The 26,921-nt window shown below is 51.7% G+C and carries 24 protein-coding genes and 1 other annotated feature; of the genes, 17 read left to right on the top strand and 7 right to left on the bottom strand.

Annotation, left to right across the window (positions count from 1 at the left end; translation table 11 throughout):
* The first annotated feature begins 78 nt into the window (after positions 1 to 78).
* Together sltY and trpR are read left to right on the top strand one after the other, a co-directional pair.
* Positions 79 to 2,013, top strand: a complete 1,935-nt coding sequence (gene sltY / locus EIP93_RS19390) for a murein transglycosylase (protein ID WP_125233141.1) — start codon at positions 79 to 81, stop codon at positions 2,011 to 2,013.
* 72 nt (positions 2,014 to 2,085) lie between these two features.
* Complete coding sequence (trpR, locus tag EIP93_RS19385; RefSeq protein ID WP_014916720.1) at positions 2,086 to 2,433, top strand: trp operon repressor; 348 nt, start codon at positions 2,086 to 2,088, stop codon at positions 2,431 to 2,433.
* Positions 2,434 to 2,436: 3 nt separating this feature from the next.
* Here trpR and yjjX read toward each other — a convergent pair whose 3' ends face one another.
* Positions 2,437 to 2,976 (bottom strand): inosine/xanthosine triphosphatase, encoded by a 540-nt coding sequence (gene yjjX, locus EIP93_RS19380; protein ID WP_005973177.1) that lies wholly within the window; start codon positions 2,974 to 2,976, stop codon positions 2,437 to 2,439.
* 50 nt (positions 2,977 to 3,026) lie between these two features.
* Here yjjX and gpmB point away from each other — a divergent pair, with 50 nt between their 5' ends.
* Positions 3,027 to 3,677, top strand: coding sequence for a 2,3-diphosphoglycerate-dependent phosphoglycerate mutase GpmB (gene gpmB / locus EIP93_RS19375; protein WP_010300521.1), 651 nt, complete (start codon positions 3,027 to 3,029; stop codon positions 3,675 to 3,677).
* Here gpmB and robA read toward each other — a convergent pair.
* Positions 3,666 to 4,553 carry an MDR efflux pump AcrAB transcriptional activator RobA gene (gene robA / locus EIP93_RS19370; RefSeq protein WP_103861919.1) on the bottom strand — a complete coding sequence of 296 codons (888 nt, stop codon included), beginning with the start codon at positions 4,551 to 4,553 and terminating at the stop codon, positions 3,666 to 3,668. The genes gpmB and robA overlap by 12 nt on opposite strands.
* Before the next feature lie 205 nt (positions 4,554 to 4,758).
* Here robA and creA point away from each other — a divergent pair, with 205 nt between their 5' ends.
* On the top strand, positions 4,759 to 5,241 hold the full coding sequence (creA, locus tag EIP93_RS19365; RefSeq protein ID WP_039501584.1) for a protein CreA: 483 nt from the start codon (positions 4,759 to 4,761) through the stop codon (positions 5,239 to 5,241).
* A 54-nt stretch (positions 5,242 to 5,295) separates the two neighbouring features.
* On the opposite strand, the gene arcA is transcribed toward creA, so the two are convergent.
* Positions 5,296 to 6,012 (bottom strand): two-component system response regulator ArcA, encoded by a 717-nt coding sequence (gene arcA, locus EIP93_RS19360; RefSeq protein ID WP_010300511.1) that lies wholly within the window; start codon positions 6,010 to 6,012, stop codon positions 5,296 to 5,298.
* 751 nt (positions 6,013 to 6,763) lie between these two features.
* Between arcA and EIP93_RS19355 the strand changes: the two genes are divergently transcribed.
* The 5 genes from EIP93_RS19355 (at position 6,764) to thrC (ending at position 12,560) form a co-directional block, all read left to right on the top strand.
* The gene (locus EIP93_RS19355) at positions 6,764 to 7,450 is read left to right on the top strand and encodes a tRNA/rRNA methyltransferase (protein WP_107333485.1); all 687 of its coding nucleotides are present in this window, start codon (positions 6,764 to 6,766) and stop codon (positions 7,448 to 7,450) included.
* 193 nt (positions 7,451 to 7,643) lie between these two features.
* Positions 7,644 to 7,730 carry a thr operon leader peptide gene (thrL, locus tag EIP93_RS23115; protein WP_071531141.1) on the top strand — a complete coding sequence of 29 codons (87 nt, stop codon included), beginning with the start codon at positions 7,644 to 7,646 and terminating at the stop codon, positions 7,728 to 7,730.
* Positions 7,669 to 7,784, top strand: a sequence feature (Thr leader region). It overlaps the preceding gene by 62 nt.
* A gap of 91 nt (positions 7,785 to 7,875) precedes the next feature.
* Positions 7,876 to 10,335 carry a bifunctional aspartate kinase/homoserine dehydrogenase I gene (gene thrA / locus EIP93_RS19345; protein WP_039507168.1) on the top strand — a complete coding sequence of 820 codons (2,460 nt, stop codon included), beginning with the start codon at positions 7,876 to 7,878 and terminating at the stop codon, positions 10,333 to 10,335.
* Between the two features lie 2 nt (positions 10,336 to 10,337).
* Complete coding sequence (gene thrB, locus EIP93_RS19340; protein WP_039507167.1) at positions 10,338 to 11,267, top strand: homoserine kinase; 930 nt, start codon at positions 10,338 to 10,340, stop codon at positions 11,265 to 11,267.
* Positions 11,268 to 11,270: 3 nt separating this feature from the next.
* A complete protein-coding gene (gene thrC / locus EIP93_RS19335; protein WP_103861916.1) occupies positions 11,271 to 12,560 on the top strand; it encodes a threonine synthase in 1,290 nt (429 codons plus the stop codon).
* A 271-nt stretch (positions 12,561 to 12,831) separates the two neighbouring features.
* On the opposite strand, the gene yaaA is transcribed toward thrC, so the two are convergent.
* Positions 12,832 to 13,605 carry a peroxide stress protein YaaA gene (gene yaaA, locus EIP93_RS19330; protein WP_125233140.1) on the bottom strand — a complete coding sequence of 258 codons (774 nt, stop codon included), beginning with the start codon at positions 13,603 to 13,605 and terminating at the stop codon, positions 12,832 to 12,834.
* A gap of 313 nt (positions 13,606 to 13,918) precedes the next feature.
* Here yaaA and tal point away from each other — a divergent pair, with 313 nt between their 5' ends.
* Positions 13,919 to 14,872: a transaldolase gene (gene tal / locus EIP93_RS19325; protein ID WP_010300491.1), complete on the top strand. Its 954-nt coding sequence runs from the start codon at positions 13,919 to 13,921 to the stop codon at positions 14,870 to 14,872.
* A gap of 76 nt (positions 14,873 to 14,948) precedes the next feature.
* Here the strand turns inward: tal and EIP93_RS19320 are convergent, their stop codons facing one another.
* Entirely contained in the window at positions 14,949 to 16,037 is a 1,089-nt protein-coding gene (locus EIP93_RS19320; protein WP_109225381.1) for a GGDEF domain-containing protein, read from the bottom strand.
* A 389-nt stretch (positions 16,038 to 16,426) separates the two neighbouring features.
* On the opposite strand from EIP93_RS19320, the gene mog reads away from it, so the two are divergent.
* Both mog and EIP93_RS19310 read left to right on the top strand, forming a co-directional pair.
* A complete protein-coding gene (mog, locus tag EIP93_RS19315) occupies positions 16,427 to 17,014 on the top strand; it encodes a molybdopterin adenylyltransferase (RefSeq protein ID WP_103971099.1) in 588 nt (195 codons plus the stop codon).
* Between the two features lie 127 nt (positions 17,015 to 17,141).
* Positions 17,142 to 18,479 carry an MFS transporter gene (locus tag EIP93_RS19310; RefSeq protein ID WP_125233139.1) on the top strand — a complete coding sequence of 446 codons (1,338 nt, stop codon included), beginning with the start codon at positions 17,142 to 17,144 and terminating at the stop codon, positions 18,477 to 18,479.
* Between the two features lie 110 nt (positions 18,480 to 18,589).
* Here the strand turns inward: EIP93_RS19310 and satP are convergent, their stop codons facing one another.
* Positions 18,590 to 19,165, bottom strand: a complete 576-nt coding sequence (gene satP, locus EIP93_RS19305) for an acetate uptake transporter (protein ID WP_010300482.1) — start codon at positions 19,163 to 19,165, stop codon at positions 18,590 to 18,592.
* Positions 19,166 to 19,648: 483 nt separating this feature from the next.
* Here satP and dnaK point away from each other — a divergent pair, with 483 nt between their 5' ends.
* The 4 genes from dnaK to nhaR all read left to right on the top strand — a co-directional run bounded on the left by dnaK (position 19,649) and on the right by nhaR (position 25,231).
* Complete coding sequence (gene dnaK / locus EIP93_RS19300) at positions 19,649 to 21,556, top strand: molecular chaperone DnaK (protein WP_103861912.1); 1,908 nt, start codon at positions 19,649 to 19,651, stop codon at positions 21,554 to 21,556.
* A gap of 108 nt (positions 21,557 to 21,664) precedes the next feature.
* Positions 21,665 to 22,801, top strand: coding sequence for a molecular chaperone DnaJ (gene dnaJ, locus EIP93_RS19295; RefSeq protein ID WP_095700661.1), 1,137 nt, complete (start codon positions 21,665 to 21,667; stop codon positions 22,799 to 22,801).
* Positions 22,802 to 23,087: 286 nt separating this feature from the next.
* Positions 23,088 to 24,284: a Na+/H+ antiporter NhaA gene (gene nhaA, locus EIP93_RS19290; RefSeq protein ID WP_125233138.1), complete on the top strand. Its 1,197-nt coding sequence runs from the start codon at positions 23,088 to 23,090 to the stop codon at positions 24,282 to 24,284.
* A 32-nt stretch (positions 24,285 to 24,316) separates the two neighbouring features.
* On the top strand, positions 24,317 to 25,231 hold the full coding sequence (gene nhaR / locus EIP93_RS19285) for a transcriptional activator NhaR (protein ID WP_103971095.1): 915 nt from the start codon (positions 24,317 to 24,319) through the stop codon (positions 25,229 to 25,231).
* Positions 25,232 to 25,268: 37 nt separating this feature from the next.
* On the opposite strand, the gene rpsT is transcribed toward nhaR, so the two are convergent.
* Positions 25,269 to 25,532 carry a 30S ribosomal protein S20 gene (gene rpsT / locus EIP93_RS19280; RefSeq protein ID WP_010306720.1) on the bottom strand — a complete coding sequence of 88 codons (264 nt, stop codon included), beginning with the start codon at positions 25,530 to 25,532 and terminating at the stop codon, positions 25,269 to 25,271.
* Positions 25,533 to 25,957: 425 nt separating this feature from the next.
* Here rpsT and ribF point away from each other — a divergent pair, with 425 nt between their 5' ends.
* On the top strand, positions 25,958 to 26,899 hold the full coding sequence (gene ribF / locus EIP93_RS19275) for a bifunctional riboflavin kinase/FAD synthetase (protein WP_103861909.1): 942 nt from the start codon (positions 25,958 to 25,960) through the stop codon (positions 26,897 to 26,899).
* Positions 26,900 to 26,921: the final 22 nt, after the last annotated feature.

The raw sequence follows: 26,921 nt of genomic DNA, 5'->3' as shown, positions 1-26,921 counted from the left end.
CGAATTATTTTGGGTATAGGATAGGGGTATCGATATGATGAAGGATGCCGATAGCAAGTTCGATAACGGATGAGGTTAATGCAGGTGATAAAAGCGGGTCATTGGTGGTACGCCGTTTCGGCGATATGTCTGGCTGGGTTTTCCGGCCATGTGCTGGCGGATTCTCTGGACGAACAGCGTCAGCGCTATCAGCAGGTTAAGCAAGCATGGGACAGCAACCAGATGGACACTGTGGCGCAACTGATGCCGACACTGCGCAGTTACCCACTTTATCCTTATCTTGAATACCGTTCGCTCACGCAGGATCTGAGTCAGGTCAGTGCGACGCAGGTGAAGCAGTTTATGGCAACGCACCCGACGTTGCCGCCCGCCCGTAATCTCTCTACCAGCTTTGTGAATGAACTGGCGCGTCGTCAGGACTGGATCGGGCTGCTGGCATTTAGCCCCCAGCCGCCGAAGCCGGTCAGCGCCCGCTGTAACTTTTATTACGCCCAGTGGGCAACCGGTCAGCGTCAGGGCGTGTGGGAAGCCGCGCGTGATATCTGGCTGACAGGACGCTCGCTCCCTACCGTGTGCGATAAACTCTTCTCCGTCTGGCAGCAGGCAGGCGAACAGACACCGCTGACGGTGTTGGAACGCGCACGTCTGGCAATGGACGAAGGCAGCGGCAGTCTGGTGAGCTATCTCATCAAGCAGTTACCCGACGATTATAAAACGATGGGCGATGCGTTACTGAAACTCCAGAACGATCCGAATTCGCTGGAGAGCTTCGCCCGTACCGTTGGACCGACAGATTTTACGCGTAAAGTCACGCTGTCAGCCTTTACGCGCACGGCGCGTCAGGATGCTGATAATGCTCGTTCAATGCTGCCGGTTATTGTCCGTTTGCAGAAAATGAGTGCCGCAGATCGTCAGGCAATGGAAGAAACCATCGCCTGGCGTTTGATGGGCAACGATGCCACGCCAGAGCAGGCGCAGTGGCGGGATGACGTAGTGAGAAAGAGTACGTCGACTACGTTGCTGGAGCGCCGCGTACGTATGGCGTTGGGTGCAGGCGATCGTCAGGGGCTAACAAGCTGGATGGCGCGTTTACCGGCGGAGGCGTTACAGAAAGACGAATGGCGCTACTGGCACGCGGCGGCGCTGTTGGATCAGGGCAAACGTCAGGAAGGCGAGGCGCTATTACGCAGCCTGATGCAGGAACGTGGGTTCTATCCGATGGCGGCGGCGCAGAAACTGAACGAGCGCTACCCCATTACTATCATGACGGCGGTGAAGCCGGATCCTTCCCTGTCTCAGCTACCGGAAATCACCCGCGTGCGGGAGTTGATGTTCTGGCAGATGGATAATCTGGCGCGCAGCGAATGGGTCGGGCTGGTGGCGAATCGCAGCAAACCGCAGCAGGAAGCACTGGCTCGCTATGCGTTTGAACAGCGCTGGTCCGATTTGAGCGTACAGGCGACGATTGTCGCGAAGCTGTGGGATCATCTGGAAGAGCGCTTCCCGCTGGCCTGGAATAATGAATTCCGCCGTGAAACGCAGGGGAAAGGTATTAGCCAGAGCTATGCAATGGCGATTGCTCGTCAGGAGAGCGCCTGGAACCCGAAAGCACGTTCCCCAGTTGGTGCATCGGGCCTGATGCAGTTGATGCCCGCTACGGCGCAGCATACGGCCAAAATGAGCAATATCACGTTCTATACGAACAGCAGCCAGTTGTTCGATCCCGAAACCAATATCCTGTTAGGGACGAGCTATCTGGAGTACGTGTACCAGACATTTGGCCGTAACCGCATTCTGTCTTCCGCGGCTTATAATGCCGGGCCATCGCGTGTGAATACCTGGCTGAGAAACAGCGCTGGGCGCATCGATCCCGTTGCGTTTATCGAAAGCATTCCGTTTTCGGAAACACGGGGTTACGTGAAAAATGTGCTGGCTTATGACGTCTTCTATCGCTATTTCCTTAATCAGCCAGCTAATGTACTGACGGATGCGGAATGGCAGCGGCGTTATTGAGACGCTGCGTTGCGATCGTTGCCTGGAATTGTGTTATGCTGCCGTACTAGTTAAATAGTATGGCAGCCCGTTATGACTCCGTTATCGCTTATCGACCCAGCACTTTCTGAACAAGACAATGAGCACTGGTTACGCTTTGTCGCGCTATTGCAGCAGTCTATTGCGGAGGATCTTCAATTGCCGCTGCTTCAACTCCTGCTAACGCCGGATGAGCGTACAGCGTTGGGAACGCGGGTGCGAATTATACAGGAGCTAATGCGGGGTGAAATGAGCCAGCGTGAGCTGAAAAGCGAGTTAGGTGCGGGCATTGCGACGATTACGCGCGGTTCAAACAGTCTGAAAGCCGCGCCCCCCGCGTTAAAAAGCTGGCTGGAAGCGCAGTTGCTGTCGGCAGATAAGCCGTTGAGTGACGACGCGTAACGATTACTGTTTCGCTGTCTGAACGGGAATCTGATAGATCGGGTTATGAAACGGCACAAGTGCCAGCAGCAATGCCTGATGATACACGCTAGTGCGTGATAATTTGCCGTCGGTGAAGACGCCGATGGCACCACCTTTATGTTTAATATTCTGAACGCCCGTCAAACGCTCCATTTCATCGCCTAATTCCCGCCCTTCACGGATACCATGTAATATACTTTCTGGAAGAACCAGGCTTGCAGAACGTGATTCGCCACGCAGGTGAGCATTTTCGATCACCATCCAGGCGAAAGTCATGCTTTCTTCAATGCCTGCTTCGACACCGACCCAAAAATCGGCTTCTGGACGCACCTGGCGTGCCATCATGACGCGGTTTCTGGCGCCCGTACGGGTTTCGAGAGAGCCAAGAGGCTGGCGCGGGACACCACTGTCGACGTCAACGCCTTCGATGCGGCAGTTTTCTGCACCAAAGACATCGGTGAATGCCAGAGTAATAGCCTTAATCTTTGCCGGGTTGGTAGTTGCAGCAACAACGTGATACATAACAGTTTCGTACCTTTAGTTAATTTGACGCAGTATAACGGAAAATAACCATGTTACAGGTATATCTTGTTCGCCACGGCGAAACGGAATGGAATGTGGCTCGACGTATTCAAGGTCAATCGGACAGTGCGCTGACGCCAAGAGGTGAGCAACAGGCACAGCAAGTTGCTGGACGAATCAGGACGTTAGGGATTACGCATATTTTTACCAGCGATCTCGGAAGAACGCGTCAGACGACAGAAATCATCGCTAAATCTTGTGGTGATTGCCAGATAATCCTGGAGCCCGGGTTACGTGAATTGAACATGGGCGTCTTAGAAGCCCGCGATTTGGATTCGCTGACCGACGGGGAAGAAAAATGGCGTAAAGGGCTGGTGGATGGCACGCCCGATGGCCGCATCCCGGAAGGCGAATCGATGGCTGATGTGGCATTGCGCATGCACGGTGTTCTGGAACGTTGTCTGGCGTTGCCAGCGGGAAGTCGTCCTTTGCTGGTTAGCCACGGGATGGCGCTGGGGTGCTTGCTGAGTACGGTTCTGGGGTTACCCGCATCGGCTGAACGGCGCTTGCGTCTGCGCAACTGTTCCCTGTCGCGCATTGATTATCAGCAAAGCCCGTGGCTAGCACCCGGATGGGTGGTGGAAACGGCCGGAGATATTTCGCATTTGGATATTCCGGCACTGGATGAGTTACAGCGCTGAGAGCGGTTCGGTATGTTGGATGGGGATAAAATACTCGCAGCGGATGATAGCGGGTATTTCCCCGTCTGTATCGCGGCTAGGGTGAAAACGCTCGGCATCAAACCCTTTGCGGCGCGTGAGCTGGAAGGTCGGCAGACAGGTGTCATACAGGCTGATAATAAAATCCTGTAGCTCGTCATTTGGCCCTTCAAAAACAAACATCGCGTAGTCGCCGCCTGGTAGCGTGATGGGTTCGCCAGTGTGGACGTCATCGGGCAGATACTGTGGCTCCAGCGCGGTGGTGTAGAGCACTTCGTGCTCGTCGTCTTTCTCTTTACTCGGCTGTGAATGATGCAACCCGTAAAGTACAGGAGGAACGGAGCAGGTCTCTCCTAAAAACTGACGCCAATAGTGGACGCGAATTTCCGTACGGAAGTTACAAATCTGCTCCAGACGGCAGTTATAGGTTTGTGTTAGCCCAAGCAGCTGCGTCTCTGGCAGCGTGATAAACTGCGGCTGCGGCAGGGTAAATGCACCAAGCCGGATCGGCGGACGAATGCCGAAAGTATTCCAATTATCGGAACGACGATAAGACGCTGGCGTTTGGGCAAACTGCTTTTTAAACGCGCGGGTAAAGGTCTGTTGCGAATCGAAACGGTATTGCAGGGCAATATCAAGGATAGGGCGACTGGTCAGGCAGAGAGCAACCGCCGCTTTGGTCAATCTCCGCGCTCGGATATATGAACCAATGGCATGGCCCGTCACATCTTTGAACATTCTTTGCAGATGCCACTTGGAATAACCCGCTTTCGCCGCCACATTATCGAGTGATAGCGGCTGGTCGAGATGGCTTTCCAGCCAGTTAAGCAAGTCACGTATGATACCGGCTTGATCCATAATCTTCCTCATCAAACACATTGAGCGCGAGCGTATTGAGATCCCGCATCATAGCAATATTTTCACTTTGGTACTGCCGAAGATTTTTGAAAATGTTCCGCAGGTAATTTGGATAAGGAGGGAGATTATAGTGGTTTATTTTGCTCATCCCCTTTTTAATTGTGGTTATTAATCGTTTGTTATGAATTGTCACAGGACCTGAAATATGAATATAAAGCGCATCATGGGAGCGGGTCTGCTATTGCTATCTACCGCCAGCGTTGTCAGTGCGGAAGAAGTTGGATCTGTCGATACGGTCTTTAAGCTACTGGGGCCAGATCATAAGATCGTAGTGGAAGCGTTTGACGATCCGGATGTATCCAATGTGACCTGCTACATTAGCCGAGCCAAAACAGGCGGAATCAAGGGCGGGTTAGGGCTGGCGGAGGACACGGCGGACGCCGCGATTTCCTGTCAGCAGGTTGGGACGATTACGCTGTCCGATAAAATCAAAAACGGTGGCGATCGCGGCTCCGTGGTATTCCAGAAAAGAACATCGCTGGTTTTCAAGAAGTTGCAGGTCGTTCGGTTTTACGATCAAAAGCGTAATTCGCTGATCTATCTCGCTTACTCTGATCGCTTAGTCGATGGTTCGCCGAAGAATGCGTTAAGCGCGGTGCCGGTTATGCCGTGGGGAAAGAGTGAATAACGTACGGTAAGAAGGGAAAACAGCCGGAACAGAAGCCTGTTCCGGCTGAGGGAATTAATTTTCCAGATCGCCGCAGAAGCGGTAACCTTCGCCGTGGATCGTCGCGATGATTTCTGGCGTATCAGCTGTGGATTCAAAGTGCTTGCGGATACGACGGATGGTGACGTCAACGGTACGGTCGTGTGGCTTAAGCTCACGACCCGTCATTTTCTTCAGCAATTCTGCACGAGACTGAATCTTGCCCGGATTTTCACAGAAGTGCAGCATGGCGCGGAATTCACTGCGCGGCAGCTTGTATTGTTCGCCAGCCGGGCTAATCAGAGAACGGCTATTGATGTCCAGTTCCCAGCCGTTGAAGCGATAGCTTTCCACCAGACGACGCTCTTCGGTACCACTGCCCAGATTCATGGTACGTGACAGCAGGTTACGTGCGCGGATCGTCAGTTCACGTGGGTTGAACGGTTTGGTTATGTAGTCATCCGCACCGATTTCCAGACCGAGGATCTTATCGACTTCATTGTCGCGGCCGGTGAGGAACATCAAGGCAACGGTGGCTTGCTCGCGCAGTTCACGTGCCAGCAACAGGCCGTTCTTTCCTGGCAGGTTGATGTCCATGATCACCAGATTGATGTCATTCTCGGACAAAATGTGGTGCATTTCTGCGCCATCAGTGGCTTCGTGAACAACGTATCCTTCCGCCTCAAAAATGCTTTTGAGGGTATTACGAGTTACTAGCTCGTCTTCAACAATAAGAATGTGCGGCGTCTGCATGTTTGCTACCTAAAATTGCCAACTTAAATTATAGAAATCGGAAGTACAGAAGTCGCTGTCATACCCTGCTGGCCCGCTGGCTACAACGCCAGTTATTCCGGGTATTTCCCTGGAGCTTACCGAGGTAAACTACGCTCTCGCTCAACGTCAGACTCAAGTACGTAAATGCGTTACTGGTGTTCATTCTCTACCCGCTTAGAGGTACTGCTAGCGGGTGAGCGTGGCGCTAATTTAACTGCGCTCAAAGTGGCGCACAGTTTAACCTTATTAACAGCAACATAACAGTAAGCACAGATTTTGCCTGCTGATAAATCTACGGTTCTGTTGACATATATCAAATTTCATTTTAGCACGTTAACTATTTTGTGATAAACACTTATAGGATTGCCAGTTTACGTCACAATTTAGCACTTTTTATGAACGATTTAGCATAGCAAATGCCAATAATCATAATTGGCGCTACACAGTCGCTGGTACTTTTATAACTTATTGAAATAAAATAATTTACCTTATTTTTCTTAGGGTTTTATCTTCCCGCCCATTTTTTTGACTCACCGATGTTTCCTACCGAAGGCTACGTTGATGCCGGAAATGTTGTTGGTTTATTGTTAACTTCTCACCGTGATGCTCAACAAGTTATCGTTATCAATAAATCGTAGTCATCAATAAATTGTTATCGATTACAGGGCCTCGTTGTTTGGCGAACAGATAAACTATTGCCAAAACGCATGTAACCCATACTGAGGAGTCTATGCAGTTTCATATTATTTTGGTTGAGCCCGCTCGGGCTGAAAATGTAGGGGCGGCAGCTCGTGCGATGAAAACGATGGGGTTCAGCAGCTTGCGTATTGTCGGTAGCACGGTACATCAAGAGCCCGCAGCCCGCTGGGTGGCGCACGGTTCAGGGGATATTCTGGATAACGTGCAGGTGTTTTCCACGCTGGCTGAAGCACTGACAGATGTCGATTTTACGGTCGCGACCACCGCGCGTAGCCGGGCGAAGTATCGCTATTACTGCACGCCAGCGGAACTGACCGGCGTATTGCAGGAGAAGGTTCAATGGATGGCTTCTGCGGCGCTGGTGTTTGGTCGGGAAGATGTTGGCCTGACGAATGAAGAACTCGAACTGGCGGATGTGCTGACCGGCGTGCCGATGAAAGCGGATTACCCCTCACTGAATCTTGGTCAGGCGGTGATGGTGTACTGTTACCAACTGGCTGAACTCATGCAGGTCAAACCGGAAGCGACACAACCAGCGGTGGTGGGGCAGCTGTCGGCGCTGCGCGATCGTATGGATCGGCTACTGGTTAATCTGGCGGTTGAGGATGATGAAAAACTGCGGGACTGGCTGCATCAGCGGCTAGGGCGTTTAGAGCAACGTGATACGGCGATGCTCCATCGGTTGCTACACGACATTGAAAAAAGGTTGCCGAAATAAGATAGCAGAGATGGCTTTTTTGGTAGTCGAACATCTTGGACTGCGTATTTTGACAACGGTTTGTCCGGCTTATTCCTGTTTAGGCAGTGGGTTGCGCGGCATGAATTTTTCGTTAGACGAGAAGAAAAAAAAGAAATCCGTTGACTTCAAAGGGCGATTGGCCTAACTAATAGGGCAGATAACTCTACTTCTAATGAGATTCGATTTTAGCATGCGCACTATCAGCCTAATCACCACGATTATTACCATCACCGATACAACCAGTAACGGTGCGGGCTGACGCATATAAAGATTCCAGAAAAAGCCCGCACCGAACAGTGCGGGCTTTTTTTTTATGGCAGGTTATCCAATAACGCCGTCTGTAAGCGGCATACAAAAAACGCTTTCGGCGTTTGGTTGGCAGAAATTCAGGAGAACAGATAAAAATGCGAGTGTTGAAATTTGGCGGGACTTCAGTAGCGAATGCGGAGCGTTTTGCACGCGTTGCCGACATCATCGAAAACAATGCGCGCCAGGGACAGGTGGCTACCGTATTGTCTGCGCCGGCGAAAATTACCAACCATTTGGTTGCCATGATTGAGAAAACCGTCGCCGGACAAGATATCTTGCCGCATTTAAACGACGCCGAAACGATCTTTTCTTCATTACTGCAAGGACTTGCCGCATCTCAACCCGGTTTTGACCATGCCCGTCTGAAGGCATTCGTGGATCAGGAATTTGCACAGCTGAAACACGTTCTGCACGGCATCGCGCTGCTGGGCCAGTGCCCTGACAGCGTGAACGCTGCGATCATCTGCCGGGGAGAGAAGCTGTCTATCGCCATCATGGAAGCGGTCTTTCAGGCGCGCGGCTATGGGGTCTCCGTTATCAATCCGGTCGAGAAACTGCTGGCGCAGGGACACTATCTTGAATCCACAGTGGATATCACTGAATCGACCCGCCGCATCGCTGAAAGCGCTATCCCGAAAGATCATGTGATCCTGATGGCGGGCTTTACTGCCGGTAACGACAAAGGCGAACTGGTGGTGCTGGGCCGTAATGGTTCTGACTATTCCGCTGCGGTGCTGGCTGCGTGTTTGCGTGCCGACTGTTGTGAGATTTGGACTGATGTGGACGGCGTTTATACCTGCGATCCGCGTCAGGTGCCGGACGCTCGATTATTGAAATCGATGTCCTATCAGGAGGCGATGGAGCTGTCCTATTTCGGCGCCAAAGTCCTCCACCCTCGCACCATTGCTCCTATCGCCCAGTTCCAAATTCCCTGCCTCATCAAAAATACCGAAAATCCTCAGGCTCCCGGCACGCTCATCGGCATGGATAGCACGGATACCCAGTATCCAGTGAAAGGCATCACCAACCTGAACAACATGGCGATGGTTAACGTATCTGGCCCTGGCATGAAAGGCATGGTCGGCATGGCAGCGCGTGTGTTTGCTGCGATGTCGCGCGCGGGTATCTCTGTTGTTCTGATTACGCAATCATCTTCCGAATACAGCATCAGCTTCTGCGTATCGCAAAACGAGCTGGCGCGCGCCAGAAAAACGCTGGAAGACGAATTCTATCTGGAACTGAAAGAAGGCGTGTTAGAGCCGCTGGATGTGATGGAGCGTCTGGCCATCATCTCTGTGGTGGGCGATGGTATGCGTACGCTGCGTGGTCTGTCTGCACGTCTGTTCTCGGCATTGGCGACAGCAAATATCAATATCGTGGCTATCGCGCAGGGCTCGTCTGAGCGCTCTATCTCCGTCGTGGTGAACAACGATGTCGCCACCACTGGCGTACGTGTTGCCCACCAGATGCTGTTTAACACCGATCAGGTTATCGACGTATTTGTTATCGGCGTCGGCGGTGTGGGTGGCGCACTGCTGGATCAGATCCACCGTCAACAGCCGTGGCTGAAAGACAAGCATATCGACCTGCGCGTGTGTGGCATCGCCAACTCCAAAGCGATGCTGACCAATATTAACGGCATCTCGATGGAAAACTGGCATGAAGAGCTGGGTAAAGCCCGCGAGCCGTTTAATCTGGGTCGTCTGATCCGTCTGGTTAAAGAATACCATCTGCTGAACCCGGTGATCGTTGACTGTACCTCGAATCAGGCTGTGGCCGATCAGTACGTGGATTTCCTGGCCGATGGTTTCCATGTCGTAACGCCAAACAAGAAAGCCAACACGGGGTCGATGAACTATTATCACCAACTGCGCAGTGCCGCAGCAAAATCCCGTCGCCGTTTCCTGTATGACACCAACGTCGGTGCCGGTTTGCCAGTGATTGAGAACCTGCAAAACCTGCTGAATGCGGGTGATGAACTGATTCGCTTTACCGGAATTCTCTCTGGCTCGCTATCCTTTATTTTCGGTAAACTCGATGAAGGCATGTCGCTGTCTGAAGCGACCACGCAGGCGAAAGAAAAAGGCTATACCGAACCCGATCCGCGTGACGATCTGTCCGGTATGGACGTGGCGCGTAAGTTGCTGATTCTAGCGCGTGAAGCGGGTTATCAGCTGGAGCTGGGCGATATTGAGGTGGAATCCGTTCTGCCTGCCAGCTTTGATGCTTCCGGCGATGTCGCTAGCTTCATGCAACGCCTGCCGTCGGCAGACGATGAGTTTGCTAGCCGTGTTGCACAAGCGCGTGATGAAGGTAAAGTGTTGCGCTATGTCGGCGTGATTGAAGAAGGCCGCTGTAAGGTCAAGATCAGTGCCGTTGGCGGCAACGATCCGCTGTTTAAAGTCAAAGATGGCGAGAATGCGTTGGCATTCTACAGCCGTTATTATCAGCCACTGCCGCTCGTGTTGCGCGGTTATGGCGCGGGTAACGATGTTACCGCTGCTGGTGTGTTCGCAGATTTGCTGCGCACCTTGTCATGGAAGTTGGGAGCATAATTATGGTTAAGGTATATGCACCTGCATCAATCGGTAACGTCAGCGTCGGGTTTGATGTGCTGGGTGCGGCTGTCTCGCCGGTAGACGGTTCACTGCTGGGGGATTGCGTCTCTGTTGAAGCCGCCGATCTGTTCAGCCTGCGTAATGAAGGGCGTTTTGTTAGCAAGCTGCCGGACAACCCGAAAGAAAACATTGTGTATCAATGTTGGGAACTGTTCTGTCAGGAAATTGGCAAAACCGTGCCGGTGGCGATGACGCTCGAAAAGAATATGCCGATTGGTTCAGGGCTCGGTTCCAGCGCCTGTTCTGTCGTTGCCGGGCTGATGGCGATGAACGAATTTTGCGGTAAACCGCTGGATGATAACCGTCTGCTGACGCTGATGGGTGAGCTGGAAGGGCGCATTTCCGGCAGCGTTCACTACGATAACGTTGCCCCGTGTTTTCTCGGCGGCGTCCAACTGATGCTGGAAGAAAACGGCATCATCAGCCAGCCTGTGCCGTCGTTCGATGACTGGCTGTGGGTCATGGCGTATCCGGGGATTAAAGTCTCCACTGCTGAAGCGCGCGCGATTCTGCCGGCGCAATATCGTCGTCAGGATTGCATCAGCCACGGCCGTTATCTGGCGGGCTTTATCCACGCTTGCCATACCGGACAGGCAGCGCTGGCGGCAAAACTGATGAAGGATGTCATCGCGGAACCTTATCGGACGAAACTGCTGCCCGGCTTTGCTGCCGCTCGCCAGGCTGCTGAAGATATCGGGGCGCTGGCCTGCGGTATTTCCGGCTCTGGCCCAACGTTATTCTCCGTCTGCAACGACATGGCGAGCGCACAGCGTCTGGCCGACTGGCTGCGGGATAACTATTTGCAGAACGATGAAGGTTTTGTTCATATTTGCCGTCTTGATACGACTGGCGCACGACAACTGGGATAACGCATGAAACTGTACAACCTTAAAGATCATAACGAGCAGGTCAGTTTTGCTCAGGCTATCAAGCAAGGGCTGGGTAGCCAGCAAGGGCTGTTCTTCCCGCTGGAACTGCCGGAATTTGAGCGCACTGAGATCGATGCGCTGTTGGATCTGGATTTTGTGACCCGCAGTAGCCGCATTCTGTCCGCCTATATCGGCGATGAAATTGCGACCGAAACGGTGTTTGAGCGTGTGAAAGCGGCCTTTGCATTCCCGGCTCCGGTTGCGCCAGTTGCGGAAGATATCGCTGCACTGGAGCTGTTCCACGGCCCGACGCTGGCCTTTAAAGACTTCGGCGGCCGCTTTATGGCGCAAATGCTGACCGAAGTGTCTGGCGACGAGAAAATTACCATTCTGACGGCGACCTCTGGCGACACTGGTGCTGCTGTGGCGCACGCCTTTTACGGTCTGGAAAATGTCCGTGTCGTGATTTTGTATCCGCAGGGCAAGATCAGCCCGTTGCAGGAAAAACTGTTCTGTACGCTGGGCGGCAACATTCACACCATCGCTATCGATAGCGATTTCGATGCCTGTCAGGCGTTGGTGAAAAAGGCGTTTGATGATGAAGAACTGAAAAAGGCGATTGGCCTGAACTCAGCAAACTCCATCAACATCAGCCGTCTGCTGGCGCAAATTTGCTACTACTTTGAAGCCGTTGCACAACTGCCGCAGGAAGCCCGTAACCAACTGGTGGTTTCTGTACCGAGCGGTAATTTTGGCGATCTGACCGCCGGTCTGCTGGCAAAATCGCTGGGTCTGCCGATTAAGCGCTTCATCGCGGCGACTAACGCCAATGACACGGTGCCGCGCTTCCTGAGCAATGGTAACTGGGAACCGCATAAAACGGTGGCAACGTTATCCAACGCGATGGACGTCAGCCAGCCGAACAACTGGCCGCGTGTGGAAGAGCTGTTCCGCCGTAAGAACTGGCAGTTGAAAACGCTGGGCTTTGGCGCGGTGAGCGATGAGACTACGAAAGAAACTATGCATGAGCTGGATGCGTTAGGCTATCTCTCTGAGCCGCACGCTGCGATTGCTTACCGTCTGCTGCGCGATCAGCTGCAAGCCGGTGAGTTCGGCCTGTTCCTGGGCACGGCGCACCCGGCGAAATTCAAGGAAAGCGTAGAAGACATTCTTGGCAAAAAGCTGGATCTGCCAGAAGCGCTGGCTGAGCGTGCCGATCTGGATCTGCTGTCGCACAACTTCCCGGATGATTTCGCGAAGCTGCGTGAGTTCCTGATGTCACTGCCGGAATAAGATAGCTGACGAACCTATTTGCTAAACGGAAACGGTAGTAACGGAATAGAAGAGTAAAGCGTTTGCGCCATGGACAAAAGCGTCAGGAACGCTTTTGAACGTCGCTAGCGACTGCCCTGAAAGGGTGAATCTCAGGGATGAGATTCATATCTGCGCAATCCGAGCGTACAGGGATGTATTTACAGCGTCTTGACGATCTATCCGTTACTACCGCTCGACGACCTTTGTCAGCAATCTCGTATTCTCTTCTTTACCTATCGTACTACCTTGTTTACTGTTCGTGGCGCTTAAACACCAGCTCGTCACTCGAAGAGTCTGCTGCCTCGAAGAAGTAACCTTCCAGATTAAACGCTTTCAACTGATCCGGCTGCGTCAGACGGTTTTGAATAATGAAACGGCTCATTAGGCCGCGCGCTTTCTTGGCGTAGAAACTGATTACCTTGAACTTACCGTTTTTCTCATCCAAGAAGACGGGTTTGATCAGACGGGCATTGAGCTTTTTCGGTTTAACGGCTTTAAAATATTCGTCCGATGCCAGATTAACCAGCACATCATCGCCTTGATCGCGCAACGCTTGATTCAGCTTTTCAGTAATGGTGGCGCCCCAGAAACTGTAGAGATCTTTACCAACTTTGTTTTCCAGCTTAGTGCCCATTTCCAACCGATATGGCTGCATCAAATCCAGCGGACGCAACACGCCATACAGGCCTGACAGCATACGCAGATGCTGCTGGGCAAAATCGAAGTCATCCTCGCTGAAATCTTCTGCGGCCAATCCGGTATAAACGTCGCCCTTAAACGCCAGCAGCGCCTGACGCGCGTTTTCCGGCGTGAAATCCGGCTGCCAATCGCTAAAGCGGCCTGCGTTTAGATCAGCCAGTTTATCGCTGATGCTCATCAAAGAACCGATCTGTGCTGGCGTCAGTTTTTTACACACATCAATCAACTGGCTGGAATAGTCCAGAAGTTCCGGCTGCGTATAACGCGTCGTTGCCAAAGGACTGGTGTAGTCGAGCGTTTTTGCGGGTGAAATAGTAATAAGCATGCGCCATGTCCTGTCGGTCTGATTTCTGATGACCCTACTATAGCAAGAACATCGTAAGAAAACGGCGATAGCTATAATACGCTTCGTCTTTCACGCCTCAGCGCGTTCGTGAAGGGGAAAATATGGCGTCTTATCGGCGTGTAACCGTTGTTGCAGGGACGAGTGGGAAAAGGCTGGCTTGCACGGGAAAGTGCGCGTGTTATTATCAGATTTCGGCGCAAAACAGACGGCCACCAGATTAGATAACAAGTCGATTCATATACGAGCTATTTTCATTCACGAGCACCACGTATAAACAACGAGACATGCCAACATGACGGATAAACTGACTTCCCTACGCCAACTGACCACGGTTGTAGCTGATACCGGCGATATTGCGGCAATGAAACTGTACCAACCGCAAGATGCGACCACGAACCCTTCACTGATTCTGAACGCTGCGCAAATTCCTGAATACCGCAAGCTTATCGACGAGGCTATTGCTTGGGCGCGTGAGCAGAGCAGCGATCGCAAACAGCAGGTCGTGGATGCCACGGATAAACTGGCGGTCAATATCGGTCTCGAAATTTTAAAATTGATCCCCGGCCGCATCTCCACAGAAGTGGATGCGCGTTTGTCTTATGACACCGAAGCCAGCGTGGCGAAGGCAAAACACCTGATCAAGCTGTACAACGACGCAGGCATCAGCAACGAACGTATCCTGATTAAACTGGCTTCAACCTGGCAGGGCATCCGCGCGGCGGAGCAGCTGGAAAAAGAAGGCATCAACTGTAACCTGACGCTGCTGTTCTCCTTTGCACAGGCGCGCGCTTGTGCTGAAGCGGGCGTGTTCCTGATTTCCCCGTTCGTTGGCCGTATTCTTGACTGGTACAAAGCCAATGGCGATAAGAAAGAATTTGCGCCGCATGAAGATCCGGGCGTGGTTTCCGTTAGCGAAATCTACGACTACTACAAAGAGCATGGCTATGAAACGGTCGTGATGGGCGCGAGCTTCCGTAACGTCGGTGAGATTCTGGAACTGGCCGGGTGTGACCGTCTGACGATTGCACCAGCCCTGCTGAAAGAGCTGTCAGAAAGCGAAGGTGAAGTGGTTCGCAAGCTGTCTTACGTCGGTGACGTGAAAGTTCGTCCGGCGAAAATGACAGAAGCTGAGTTCTACTGGCAGCACAACCAGGATCCAATGGCGATTGATAAACTGGCCGACGGGATTCGTAAGTTTGCTATCGACCAGGAAAAACTGGAAAAGATGATCGCAGATTTACTGTAAGCATTTTGCTGATGAAAATAGCCGGGATGCCCGGCTATTTTTTTGTCTGCGATTTGGCGTTGTGGCGGGAATAGGCCTATTTTGCCGTCGCGTTACGGGTTTTCTTCGCGATATAAAGATTATCATCGGCACGCTTCATCACTTCGATTAAATCTTCTCCAGTGATATGGTATTCAACCAGCCCGATGCTGACCGTCAGCCTGATTTTGCCCGCGGCGGTTTCACAAGGCGTGTTGCTAACACGCTCTCTGGCTTTATCCACGATGGTATACGCATCGTCTAATCCGGTATTCGGTAACACGATGGCGAACTCATCGCCGCCAATACGGCCAAAAATATCTTCGCGGCGAAATGATTTTTTGAAGGTGTCGGCGACAAACTTCAAGGCATCGTCACCGACGCTATGACCGAAGCTATCATTCACCTGCTTAAAGTAGTCGATGTCGATCAGAATGACGCTAACGGGGCGCTTGGTCAGATTGGCGATACTAAAGGCTTTATTTGCGGCCAGAAAGAACGCGTCTCGCCGTAAATAGCCCGTGAGATCGTCATACCGCGCGATGATGGGTAATTCTACCAAATATTTTTTCGTCAGTAGCGACAGTAGGCTGCCTAAAAAGGCGCAAAGTAACACGATACTCAGGGTGGCAATCGCGGAACCAAGAGACTGCAAGTTCTCAAAAAATGAAGGTTGCTTTGTTTCAGCAGAGGTTCTGATCCGAATACCTAATAATTCATCCGTGGGGGAGAGTACAGGAAATATTACAGTGAGAGTGCCTTTCCCTGCGTATTCCCCAATCGATGGGAGTTTATTCTGGCAAATACGGATAACCGCCATATCATTAAATGTCAGATCGGATGAAGATAATCGATTAATACACTCGCTACGCACGTCACGCGTATTAAATACAAATGTTCTCATCCGTGCTGAGACGTAGTTGCCCGTTTTTCGGATGACATCACTCTCCGTAACCTCTCCTCCGGTATTATAGGATTCATACGTCTTGATGGTGATGTCCAGGTTCTGTCGTTCTACTTTCCAGGCGCTCTTATTCGCTTCATGCATAAGAAAAATAGTGATGAAAAAGGAAATCAATCCGAACAGGAAGAAGGATGAGGTAGGGTGTGAAAACAATTTTAATATCTTATACTTAAGATCGTTCATGGCGACTTCCTTGATAGGGCTTTTTTACTTATTGTGGTACTAAAGAAGTGCTTTAATTTTATCATATTATTTGATTTAACGTGATGTTCTGTCGTGGTAGGTATCATCCTTTTTCTCTTTAATCTATCGGCTTATTTCATCTGCTCTTAATAGGTAAGCGATCTTTTTTATTCGCCAACTATTCTTAAATTTTAATTGCATAGCGTTATTATTAATTTCAGTAATCCCCTGGTTTTTTTGAGACGCTATTTAATAATTATTATCAAATGTCATGCCGCACTCGACGTGAAATAACGAACAGCGTGCGAATTTCCTCATGAGAGCTAATTGTTTGCTAAAAACCGTCAATATCCTGATAAAATTGGTGTTTTGTTTAAACTGAGGTGCTTATGAACGTATTGCGTATTGGCTTGGTCTCCGTATCCGATCGCGCTTCCGGCGGGGTTTATCAGGATAAAGGCATCCCGGAATTGGAATCCTGGCTCCGCAGCGCCCTGACCACGCCTTTTGAAGTGGAAACCCGACTTGTGCCGGATGAACAGCCGATGATTGAACAAACGCTGTGTGAGCTGGTTGATGAACGCGGCTGTCATCTGGTGCTGACAACTGGGGGAACGGGGCCAGCGCGTCGTGATGTCACGCCGGATGCCACGATGGCTATTGCCGATCGAGAAATGCCGGGGTTTGGTGAGCAAATGCGGCAGATCAGCCTGCGCTTCGTTCCTACCGCGATCCTTTCCCGTCAGGTAGGCGTGCTGCGTAAACAGGCGCTGATTCTTAATCTGCCGGGACAACCTAAGGCGATTAAGGAAACGCTAGAAGGCTTAAAAGATGCCGACGGCAAGGTGGTTGTGGCCGGTATTTTTGCCAGCGTACCGTATTGTATCCAGCTGCTGGAAGGCCCTTACATCGAAACTAATGCGGATGTAGTAGCAGCTTTTCGCCCTAAAAATGCCGTGCGCGAAATAAAAGACTGAAGTTAGCCGATTTGAAACATAAGATTCAGCTTTGCTGGTGTATAAAAATTTTGCCGCTATAGTAATTTCTACTTTACACACTGCGGTGACGTTCTTCTTTTCTCACTCTGGCAATGCACGGTAACTTATGACTCAGAATCAACACGCCCATCCTCGCCGGTTGAACCGGCAGGACTACAAAACGCTGTCTCTGGCTGCGCTGGGTGGCGCGTTAGAGTTTTACGATTTTATTATTTTCGTCTTCTTTGCCGCCGTGATTGGCGATCTCTTCTTCCCACCAGATATTCCTGAATGGCTACGACAGGTTCAGACGTTCGGTATTTTCGCCGCAGGCTATCTGGCTCGCCCGCTTGGGGGCATCATCATGGCCCACTTTGGCGACAAGAGTGGACGTAAGAAAATGTTCAGCCTGAGCATATTGCTGATGGCACTACCAACGCTGGCAATGGGCTTGCTGCCGACCTATGAAGCCATTGGTATTGCGGCACCGCTTTTACTGCTGTTAATGCGCGTGCTGCAAGGGGCGGCAATCGGTGGTGAAGTCCCCGGCGCATGGGTCTTCGTTGCGGAGCATGTGCCGCGCGCCCGTATTGGATTTGCCTGCGGTACGCTGACTGCCGGCTTGACGATGGGGATTTTGCTAGGCTCGTTGATCGCAACGTTGCTGAATACGGTGCTGACGCCAGAGCAGATGTCTGGTGGCGGCTGGCGGCTGCCGTTCTTCATTGGTGGGGTATTCGGCCTTATCGCCATGTATCTGCGCCGCTGGTTGCAGGAAACCCCCATCTTTATGGAAATGCGTGAGCAGAAAAAGCTTGCAGAAGAGCTGCCGCTGAAATCTGTCGTCTTAAATCATAAACGTGCGGTTGTGGTTTCAATGCTGCTGACCTGGCTGCTGTCTGCGTGCATCGTCGTCGTTATTCTGATGGCTCCGACCTATCTGCAAAAAGTCCACGGCATTCCTGCTGCGCTGGCATTGCAGGCGAACTGTCTGGCAACGATTGCGCTGATGGTGGGCTGTGTCGGCGCGGGGCTGTTGGTTGACCGCTTCGGTGCCAGCAAGCTATTTATTGTGGGTAGTCTGTCGCTGGCCGCATGCAGCTGGTTCTTTTATAGCTCGGCAGCAAGCAGTACGACGTTGCTCTTTGTCAGCTATGCGATTGTTGGGCTTAGCGTGGGTGTGGTGGGCGGTGTGCCTTATGTCATGGTGCGAGCGTTTCCGGCTGCGGTGCGGTTCTCAGGGATTTCTTTTTCCTACAACGTTTCCTATGCCATTTTCGGTGGCCTGACGCCTGTCTTCGTGACGCTGATTATGAAGGCGACGCCGATGGCTCCGGCCTTCTATGTCCTGACGTTGGCCGCTGTGGGATTGCTGTTGGGGGTTTATTTGCAGCGCGATCTGGATGCTGACTCGCAGGTTTCGGCCGATAGCGAGGCGCGCGATCGTTCGCCCGTCGAAGTTTAAGCACGCTTTTCTCAAAAAATAGCGCGTCATCAAAAACAAACGAGCCCTGTCAATCTGACAGGGCTCGTTAGCATGTAAAGCAGGATTGGTCGGTGCTGGGGCGTCAGAACTTAGTGAGACGCGCCACATGAACCAATTGGCAGTACGGTGCGGCCAAACTTCTCGTTCAGCACTTCAGCCATTGCCAGATAAATCGCGCTAGCGCCACAGATGATGCCTTCGTAACCCGCGAAGGTCAGCAGAGCGTGGTTGCCGGTAAAGTTACCCACAGCCAGCAGAGCAAACAGCACGGTCAGGCTACCGAAAACAAATTGCAGTGCGCGGTTGGTACCGAAGGTGCCGAAGAACATAAACAGTGTGAAGACGCCCCACAGGCCAAGGAATACGCCAAGGAACTGAGCGTCGCTGGCTTCCGCCAGACCCATTTTTGGCAGCATGAGAATGGCAACCAGCGTCAGCCAGAATGCGCCATAAGACGTAAACGCCGTCACGCCAAACGTATTCCCTTTTTTATATTCCAGCAGGCCAGCCAGAATTTGGGCAATACCGCCGTAGAAGATACCCATGCTGAGAATGATGGAAGAAAGTGGGAAAAAGCCTGCGTTGTGCAGGTTCAACAGAATAGTGGTCATCCCGAAGCCCATCAGTCCTAATGGACCAGGATTTGCCAACGTGTTCGTGCTCATAAATCCTCTGCAATAACAGATTATTAATAGTCCCTTCGCGTCGGGCGCGGCATTAAGGTTAGCGAATGCGCCAATCACGTTGGGATAGGTGTCGTTTAGGTGTTATTGCCCGCCATTGTGTAGGGAAATGTTCCCATTTCTGCGGCGGGCGCGGCATCATATCGGGCGTTTGGAACGGACACAACATGGGGAAGGCAGAATAGTTTGATCGTACGAGGGATAAAGGTCATTTTTTTTCATCTTCCCCCCTTGATGATAGAAATGTTGGCCCCATCTTATTTGCAACCGAAACAGTTTGACCTGCCGCAAAGGCGTGTGTCGGGCCGTTACATCGGTGGTTAGCATGAAAATGAAACGTGTGCTGCTGATGAAAAACGAGGGTGTGTTGTTAGAAAACGAGAAATCTTGTTGAAAAACGACATTTCGCCCGCACAGTAGGTTTAACCACCATACCGAATATGACTTTTTAGTGGAGATGTTTAGATGGGTAAGATTATTGGTATCGACCTGGGTACAACCAACTCTTGTGTCGCGATTATTGACGGTACTCAGGTAAAAGTACTGGAAAATAGCGAAGGCGATCGCACCACGCCTTCAATCATTGCTTATACGCAAGACGGTGAAACTCTGGTTGGCCAACCGGCTAAACGTCAGGCAGTGACCAACCCGAAAAATACACTGTTTGCTATCAAGCGTCTGATTGGCCGTCGTTTTAAAGACGAAGAAGTTCAGCGCGATGCCAACATCATGCCGTACAAAATCATCGCGGCAGATAATGGCGATGCATGGCTGGAAGTGAAAGATCAGAAAATGGCTCCGCCGCAGATTTCAGCTGAAGTGCTGAAAAAAATGAAGAAAACGGCGGAAGACTATTTGGGTGAGACCATCACCGAAGCGGTTATCACCGTACCAGCTTACTTCAACGATGCGCAGCGTCAGGCAACGAAAGATGCCGGCCGTATCGCGGGTCTGGAAGTCAAACGTATCATCAACGAACCGACAGCGGCAGCGCTGGCGTACGGTCTGGATAAAGAAGTTGGCAACCGTACTATCGCGGTTTACGACCTGGGCGGCGGTACGTTCGATATTTCCATTATCGAAATCGACGAAGTTGATGGCGAGAAAACCTTCGAAGTGCTGGCAACCAACGGTGACACTCACCTGGGTGGTGAAGACTTCGATAGCCGCATGATCAACTATCTGGTTGACGAATTTAAGAAAGAGCAAGGTTTCGACCTGCGCAACGATCCGCTGGCAATGCAGCGTCTGAAAGAAGCTGCAGAAAAAGCCAAGATCGAGCTGTCTTCTGCACAGCAGACTGACGTTAACCTGCCGTACATCACGGCGGATGCGACGGGTCCTAAGCACCTGAACATCAAAGTGACGCGTGCAAAACTGGAATCACTGGTAGAAGAGCTGGTGAACCGTTCTCTGGAGCCGCTGAAAGTGGCATTGCAGGATGCTGGCCTGTCCGTTTCTGAAATTCAGGACGTGATTCTGGTTGGTGGTCAGACGCGTATGCCTCTGGTGCAGAAGAAAGTCGCTGACTTCTTCGGTAAAGAGCCACGTAAAGACGTGAACCCGGACGAAGCGGTTGCCATCGGTGCTGCGGTTCAGGGCGGTGTCTTGTCTGGTGATGTGAAAGACGTTCTGCTGCTGGACGTAAGCCCGCTGTCTCTGGGTATCGAAACCATGGGCGGCGTGATGACGGCGCTGATCGCTAAAAACACCACGATCCCGACGAAGCACAGCCAAGTGTTCTCAACGGCGGAAGACAACCAGTCTGCGGTAACGATCCATGTTCTGCAGGGTGAGCGTAAGCGTGCGCATGACAACAAATCTCTGGGTCAGTTTAACCTGGATGGTATTCAGGCTGCGCCGCGCGGTATGCCACAGATCGAAGTTACCTTCGACATCGATGCCGACGGTATCCTGCACGTTTCCGCGAAAGACAAAAACAGCGGCCGCGAGCAGAAAATCACTATCAAGGCATCTTCTGGTTTGAACGAAGAAGAAATCCAGAAAATGGTACGTGACGCAGAAGCGAATGCGGAATCTGACCGTAAGTTTGAAGAGCTGGTTCAGGCTCGTAACCAGGGCGATCACCTGCTGCACAGCACGCGTAAGCAGCTGGAAGAAGTGGGCGACAAACTGGCCGCTGATGATAAAACTGCCATTGACGACGCACTGAAAGCGCTGGAAAGCGCGCTGAAAGGCGAAGACAAAGCAGAAATCGAAGCGAAGATTCAGGCGTTGGTTCAGGTTTCTGGCAAGCTGCTGGAAGCGTCTCAGCCACAGCCAGGTGCTGAAGGTGCCGCTGATGATGCCTCTGCTCGTCGCGACGACGATGTCGTTGATGCTGAGTTTGAAGAAGTAAAAGATAAAAAGTAATCGCCCTTGAGCGGGCGCAGTAGCTGTCACAAAGTTACTGCTGGCAATCAGCACGGGCGTCGAGGAAACTCTGCGCCCGTGCATGCATGTTGAGGGGCAGGAAAAGAAATGGCGAAGCAAGATTATTACGAAAGCCTGGGCGTTGCTAAAAACGCGGATGAGCGCGAAATAAAGAAAGCGTACAAGCGTCTGGCGATGAAGTACCACCCGGACCGTAATCCTGGTGATAACGAGGCAGAAGCCAAGTTCAAAGAGATCAAAGAAGCCTACGAAATCCTTATCGATTCGCAAAAACGCGCAGCCTACGATCAGTACGGTCACGCGGCGTTTGAGCAAGGTGGTATGGGTGGAGGCGGCGGTGGCTTTGGCGGCGGCGGTGCTGATTTTGGTGATATTTTTGGCGACGTGTTCGGAGACATTTTTGGCGGCGGTCGCCGTCAGCGCGCGAGCCGTGGATCCGATTTACGCTACAACATGGAGTTGACGCTGGAAGAAGCGGTACGTGGCGTCACCAAAGAGATCCGTATTCCCGCACTGGAAGAGTGTGATGTGTGCCACGGCAACGGTGCGAAGCCGGGTAGCTCCCCGATCACCTGTCCGACCTGTCATGGTAATGGTCAGGTTCAGATGCGTCAGGGCTTCTTTACCGTGCAGCAGGCGTGTCCACACTGTCATGGTCGCGGCAAGATCATTAAAGATCCGTGCATCAAATGTCACGGCCATGGTCGAGTAGAGAAGAGCAAAACGCTGTCGGTGAAAATTCCGGCTGGCGTGGACACGGGCGACCGTATCCGTTTGTCTGGTGAAGGCGAAGCGGGCGAGCACGGCGCACCGTCAGGTGATTTGTACGTTCAGGTGCAGGTTAAAGCGCACCCGATCTTCCAGCGTGAAGAAAACAATCTGTACTGCGAAGTGCCGATCAATTTTGCGATGGCAGCATTAGGTGGCGAGATTGAAGTCCCGACGCTGGATGGCCGCGTGAAGCTGAAAGTGCCTGCGGAAACGCAAACCGGGAAACTGTTCCGTATGCGTGGCAAAGGTGTGAAATCGGTACGTGGCGGTGCGCAGGGCGATCTGTTGTGCCGTGTGGTTGTAGAAACGCCGGTTAACCTGAACGAGCGTCAAAGACAACTGCTGCAAGAGCTTGATGAGAGCTTTGGTGGCCCGTCTGGTGAGAGAAATAGCCCACGCTCGAAAAACTTTTTCGATGGCGTGAAGAAATTTTTCGATGATTTAACCCGTTAATAGTTTGTCGTTAACGCGTGATAAGAAACCGGCGGGGTAAACCTGCCGGTTTTTTTATGACGGATATCCTTGTCCGTCACCTTACGGCCGTTGCTGTGCAACGTTGAAAAACGCTCCCGACGTTTTTTTATTCCCTTCTCTTGATAGCCTCAATTCAATAGGTCGTTTTTTACGATGATTAAGCCAGCTTTAATCTGCTTTTAACGAGTGGTTAGATTGCGTAGTCTTGCCAGCAAGAAAGCGGGCATACGGTATTAACGCTCGTGCCTAATGGGAGATTAAGTCAATGATAACAATGATTCGTCGCTTTATTCGATTGGATGCCGCCGCTGGTGTAATGCTAATGATGGCAACAGTTCTGGCCATTGCGTTTGCCAACTGGTCGATGACTGCCGCTGGCTATCAACAATTCCTGATGATGCCAGTGGAAATGCGCTTTGGCGCACTGGAAATCAATAAGAACCTGCTGCTGTGGATTAACGATGGTCTGATGGCGATTTTCTTCCTGCTGATTGGTCTGGAAGTAAAGCGCGAACTTGTCGAAGGCTCGTTAGCCAGCCGCCAACAGGCGATGCTGCCACTGGCGGCTGCGGTAGGCGGAATGGTTTTTCCTGCTTTATTCTTTCTGCTTTTCAACGCGAATGATGAGATGACGCGCGCTGGCTGGGCGATTCCCGCGGCGACAGATATCGCGTTCGCGATTGGTGTACTGACGCTTTTGGGTAAACGTGTTCCCGCTGGGCTGAAAGTCTTCCTGCTAGCGCTGGCGATCATTGACGATCTGGGGGCGATCCTGATCATTGCCCTGTTTTATACGCAGCAAATCTTTTGGCCTGCGCTGGGCGGTGCGGTGCTGGCGATTACGGCGCTGGCCTATATGAACAGGCAGCAGGTTGGTAAAACGTCCGCCTATTTGCTGGTGGGGATCGTCTTGTGGGTCTGCATTCTGAAATGTGGCGTTCATGCGACGCTCGCTGGGGTGATTGTCGGATTCTTTATTCCTTTGCGTACGTCCAACGGCGAATCTTCTCCGGCAACCACGTTGGAACATGGCTTACAAACGTGGGTCGCGTTTCTGATTATTCCGCTGTTTGCCTTCGCGAACGCAGGTATTGTGTTGCAGGGGATTGTGTTGGAAAAACTGTTTTCCCCTTTGAGCCTTGGCATTGCCGCTGGGTTGCTGATTGGTAAACCGCTGGGCATTACCTTGTTCAGTTGGCTAACCATCCGACTGGGCTACGCTCGTTTGCCTGCTGGCGTCTGCTTTAGCCAGATCGTAGCGGTGTCGGTGCTGTGCGGTATCGGCTTTACCATGTCGATATTCATTACGCTACTGGCTTTCTCCGGCGGCGACGCGGAATTGATTACCTATGCCAAGCTGGGAATTCTGCTGGCATCAGGGCTGGCGGCGCTGCTTGGCTATCTGGCGCTCCGCGGGGTGTTGCCTACGCTGGACAAGGCAGTTCAACCGTGTAAGGGTTGATGCTATGCCGGAGGCGCGAAGAGGGGGCGGGTGTGTCTCATTTGAATTTTAATCATCTCTATTATTTCTGGCAGGTTTATAAGTCGGGATCGGTTGCTGGTGCGGCAGAGACGCTGTTCTTAACGCCGCAGACGATTACCGGGCAAATCAAATGCCTGGAAGAGCGTCTGCAAGGCAAGCTCTTCAAGCGCAAGGGACGGGGGCTGGAACCGACGGAGTTGGGGCAGCTTGTTTTTCGCTATGCAGATAGCATGTTCCAGCTTAGCCAGGAAATGTTGGATATTGTGAACTACCGCAAAGAGTCAAACCTGTTATTCGATGTTGGTGTGGCAGATGCGCTGTCCAAACGGCTAGTGAGCAGGGTGCTCGAAACGGTCGTGACGGAACAGGAACATATTCATTTACGCTGTTTTGAGTCGACGCACGAAATGCTACTGGAGCAGTTGAGCCAGCATAAGCTGGATATGATTCTGTCGGATTGTCCGGTGGATTCGACACAGCAGGAAGGGCTGTTTTCACTCAAGCTGGGTGAATGTGCTGTGAGCTTTTATTGTAAACGTCCGCAGCCTGAGCAGCCTTTTCCCACTTGCCTTGAACAACGTAAGTTACTGATTCCCGGGCGGCGAACCATGCTGGGACGGAAACTGCTGAACTGGTTTACTGCGCAAAATATTCAGACGACTATTTTGGGCGAATTTGATGATGCGGCGCTGATGACCGCGTTCGGCATTAATAACGATGCGATTTTCGTTGCACCGTCGCTGTATGCCAATGAAATCTACCAGCAGGGCGATATCGTCGAGATCGGCAGGATCGAGAACATTCAGGATGAGTATTATGTGATTTTTGCGGCCAGAATGATCCAGCACCCGGCGGTGCAGCGCGTCTGTAACGCGGATTTTTCAGCGCTCTTTTGTGATACCGCAGACGCAAAAAAACCGGCCTAGGCCGGTTTTTTCTTAGCAACAACACGCAGATGCGTGATTATTGCATGGCGTTGATGCGCGCAACCAGATTGGATTTATGACGTGCAGCTTTGTTCTTGTGGATCAGGCCTTTACCAGCCTGACGATCCACGATCGGTTGCATGTCATTAAATGCTTTCTGTGCCGCTTCTTTATCGCCAACAGCGATCGCCGCGTATACTTTCTTGATGAAAGTACGCATCATTGAGCGACGGCTTGCGTTATGCTTACGGCGCTTCTCAGATTGTACGGCGCGTTTCTTAGCTGATTTGATATTAGCCAAGGTCCAACTCCCAAATATATTCAATCGAGGACAATTCAAAGGCCGTGGAATATGCTCGTTTAGCCTTCGTTTGTCAATGGATTTGTGCAAATAAGCGTCGTTTGTACGTCGACACTTGTTACGTTGTGATGGCGCAGGATTTTAGCAGCTTCACGCGGTGGAATACAGCTTTTCGCATCATAAATTCATCCTGAATTTGATAAAGCCCTATCTGTCATCAGTAAAGTCGGATTGCATGCGCTGTCCGCCGTCTGGATATTCTGCATATAGGCGTCATCCATCGATGATTCCGCTAAAAAACGTGCAAATACTGGCACGATTTACAAGGTGGCTGCAAAAGGCGCGAATCGCGGGTTAACCTTACTCGCTGTACAAGGTATAATCCGCCGATTTCCATAATATTAACCCTTTGTTCTGGGCCAGCCATGCAGCTAATTCGCGGTATACACAATCTTCGGGCACACCATTACGGCTGTGTGCTCACTATTGGTAATTTTGACGGCGTGCACCTCGGACACCAAATGCTGCTTGAACGACTGAAGCAGGAAGGTCGCGCTCGTGGGTTACCAGTGATGGTCATGATTTTTGAACCACAGCCGCTGGAACTCTTCGCTGCGGAAAAAGCGCCCGCCCGTCTGACGCGTCTACGTGACAAGGTGAAATATCTGGCGCAGGCCGGCGTGGACTATCTGCTGTGCGTCAGATTCGATGCGCGTTTTGCCGCCAATAATGCCGAGACGTTCGTTTCTTCCCTGCTGGTGAAAAAATTGGGCGTGAAGTTTCTGGTGGTGGGGGATGACTTCCGCTTCGGGGCTGGTCGTCAGGGAGATTTCCTGTTATTACAGAAGGCTGGGCGTGAGTCGGGATTTGATGTCATCAGCACCGATTCATTCTGTAACGGCGGCAAACGGGTGAGCAGCACTGGCGTACGTGAGGCGCTCAGTCGCGATGAACTTGAGCTGGCAGAAAGCCTGTTGGGCCATCCTTACAGCATTTCCGGGCGCGTGGAACATGGCAAAGAATTGGGGCGAACCATTGGGTTCCCTACCGCCAACCTGCCGCTGAAACGTCAGGTTTCCCCTGTCAGCGGCGTATATGCCGTCAGCGTTTATGGGCTGGGGCAAGAACCGCTACCGGGCGTTGCCAATATTGGCACGCGTCCAACCGTAAACGGTGACAAACGCCAGCAGCTTGAAGTGCATTTGCTGGACGTGACGATGAACCTTTATGGTCGTCATATTGAAGTCGTACTGCGTAAAAAGATCCGTAATGAACAGCGTTTTGCTTCGCTCGATGCGTTAAAACAGCAAATCGCCGATGATGTGGTGACAGCCCGAACGTTCTTCGGGTTAAAGACACCGGTTTAATTTTTCTAGCCGAAACGAAATC

The organism is Pectobacterium versatile (assembly GCF_003932035.1).
Taxonomy (GTDB): domain Bacteria; phylum Pseudomonadota; class Gammaproteobacteria; order Enterobacterales; family Enterobacteriaceae; genus Pectobacterium; species Pectobacterium versatile.
This window is presented reverse-complemented; position numbering and strand designations above follow the sequence as displayed.

Coding starts and splice junctions, on each gene's coding strand:
- sltY (WP_125233141.1), top strand. CDS start 79: ATGCAGGTGATAAAAGCGGGTCATTGGTGGTACGCCGTTTCGGCGATA.
- trpR (WP_014916720.1), top strand. CDS start 2,086: ATGACTCCGTTATCGCTTATCGACCCAGCACTTTCTGAACAAGACAAT.
- yjjX (WP_005973177.1), bottom strand. CDS start 2,976: ATGTATCACGTTGTTGCTGCAACTACCAACCCGGCAAAGATTAAGGCT.
- gpmB (WP_010300521.1), top strand. CDS start 3,027: ATGTTACAGGTATATCTTGTTCGCCACGGCGAAACGGAATGGAATGTG.
- robA (WP_103861919.1), bottom strand. CDS start 4,553: ATGGATCAAGCCGGTATCATACGTGACTTGCTTAACTGGCTGGAAAGC.
- creA (WP_039501584.1), top strand. CDS start 4,759: ATGAATATAAAGCGCATCATGGGAGCGGGTCTGCTATTGCTATCTACC.
- arcA (WP_010300511.1), bottom strand. CDS start 6,012: ATGCAGACGCCGCACATTCTTATTGTTGAAGACGAGCTAGTAACTCGT.
- EIP93_RS19355 (WP_107333485.1), top strand. CDS start 6,764: ATGCAGTTTCATATTATTTTGGTTGAGCCCGCTCGGGCTGAAAATGTA.
- thrL (WP_071531141.1), top strand. CDS start 7,644: ATGAGATTCGATTTTAGCATGCGCACTATCAGCCTAATCACCACGATT.
- thrA (WP_039507168.1), top strand. CDS start 7,876: ATGCGAGTGTTGAAATTTGGCGGGACTTCAGTAGCGAATGCGGAGCGT.
- thrB (WP_039507167.1), top strand. CDS start 10,338: ATGGTTAAGGTATATGCACCTGCATCAATCGGTAACGTCAGCGTCGGG.
- thrC (WP_103861916.1), top strand. CDS start 11,271: ATGAAACTGTACAACCTTAAAGATCATAACGAGCAGGTCAGTTTTGCT.
- yaaA (WP_125233140.1), bottom strand. CDS start 13,605: ATGCTTATTACTATTTCACCCGCAAAAACGCTCGACTACACCAGTCCT.
- tal (WP_010300491.1), top strand. CDS start 13,919: ATGACGGATAAACTGACTTCCCTACGCCAACTGACCACGGTTGTAGCT.
- EIP93_RS19320 (WP_109225381.1), bottom strand. CDS start 16,037: ATGAACGATCTTAAGTATAAGATATTAAAATTGTTTTCACACCCTACC.
- mog (WP_103971099.1), top strand. CDS start 16,427: ATGAACGTATTGCGTATTGGCTTGGTCTCCGTATCCGATCGCGCTTCC.
- EIP93_RS19310 (WP_125233139.1), top strand. CDS start 17,142: ATGACTCAGAATCAACACGCCCATCCTCGCCGGTTGAACCGGCAGGAC.
- satP (WP_010300482.1), bottom strand. CDS start 19,165: ATGAGCACGAACACGTTGGCAAATCCTGGTCCATTAGGACTGATGGGC.
- dnaK (WP_103861912.1), top strand. CDS start 19,649: ATGGGTAAGATTATTGGTATCGACCTGGGTACAACCAACTCTTGTGTC.
- dnaJ (WP_095700661.1), top strand. CDS start 21,665: ATGGCGAAGCAAGATTATTACGAAAGCCTGGGCGTTGCTAAAAACGCG.
- nhaA (WP_125233138.1), top strand. CDS start 23,088: ATGATAACAATGATTCGTCGCTTTATTCGATTGGATGCCGCCGCTGGT.
- ribF (WP_103861909.1), top strand. CDS start 25,958: ATGCAGCTAATTCGCGGTATACACAATCTTCGGGCACACCATTACGGC.